The organism is Leucobacter soli, from assembly GCF_042659205.1.
In the GTDB taxonomy this organism is placed as follows: domain Bacteria; phylum Actinomycetota; class Actinomycetes; order Actinomycetales; family Microbacteriaceae; genus Leucobacter; species Leucobacter soli.
The window spans coordinates 4534-5625 of sequence record NZ_JBHSRW010000148.1; the positions used below are offsets into that span (position 1 = coordinate 4534).

Below are 1092 nucleotides of genomic sequence, written 5' to 3' on the forward strand. Positions count from 1 at the left end.
GAGCGGCCCCCTTCTTGACGCGCGGCCCCCTTCCGTGCAGTAGATAGGGGGGCCGCTCGTCAAGAAGGGGGCCTCCGGACTCGGGGCCGGCGAAAACGGATCGTGACCCGCGCCCGGCAACGTGCGGGGGGGGCCGCCGGGCCCGGGAGTCGTCGGGCCCCGGGCCCGGCGTTTAGCATGGGTGGGTGCCCACGCCGAAGATCCTGCTCTACTACGCCTTCGCCCCGGTCGCCGGCCCCGACGCGGTGCGACTGTGGCAGCGCGAGCTGTGCTCCTCGCTCGGCCTGCGCGGGCGCGTCATCGTGTCGAAGCACGGCATCAACGGCACTGTCGGCGGCGAACTCGACGCCTGCAAGCTGTACCTGCGCCGCACTCGGGAGTACGCCCCGTTCTCGGACCTCGAGGTGAAGTGGAGCGATGGCACCGGCTTCGAGGCCGAGACGCCGGAGCCGCTTCACGGAACGGACCGCGCACCCCGCTGGCGCAGGATCTCCGACTTCCCGAAACTCAGCGTGAAGGCGCGCGAGGAGTTGGTAGCCTTCGGGATCCCGGACGAGACCGTCGTCGATGCCGACGGAGTGGTGGGCGGCGGAGTGCACCTCTCGCCTCAGGATGTCGACGAACTGGTCGCCGAGCGCGGCGACGAAATCATCTTCTTCGACGGGCGCAATGCCTGGGAAGCCGAGATCGGTCGCTTCGCGGGTGCGGTGGTGCCAGCGGTCGCGACTACGCACGGCTTCATCGGCGAGATCGAGCGCGGCGCATTCGACCATCTGAAGGATCGCCCGATCGTGACCTACTGCACGGGCGGCATCCGCTGCGAGATACTCTCCGCGGCCATGATCGCCCGCGGCTTCGGCGAGGTGTACCAGCTCGACGGGGGTGTCGTCCGTTACGGCGAGGCCCGCGGCAACGACGGCCTCTGGCAGGGGTCGCTCGCCGTCTTCGACGGCCGCGAATCCGTCGACTTCGCACCCGGCGCCGAGGTGCTCGGCCGGTGCGGCGTCTGCGGCACGGCTTCGAAACGGCTCGCGAACTGCGCGGATCCCGCCTGCCGCGCCCGCTTCGTCGTCTGCGACGCCCACTCCGGCG

At 70.7% G+C, this 1092-nt stretch carries 1 protein-coding gene; it reads left to right on the forward strand.

Features of this window, described 5'->3' with window-relative positions; translation table 11 throughout:
- Positions 1-185: 185 nt before the first annotated feature.
- On the forward strand, positions 186-1092 hold a 907-nt coding region (gene trhO, locus ACFPZL_RS09265; protein ID WP_382335188.1), incomplete at its 3' end, for an oxygen-dependent tRNA uridine(34) hydroxylase TrhO.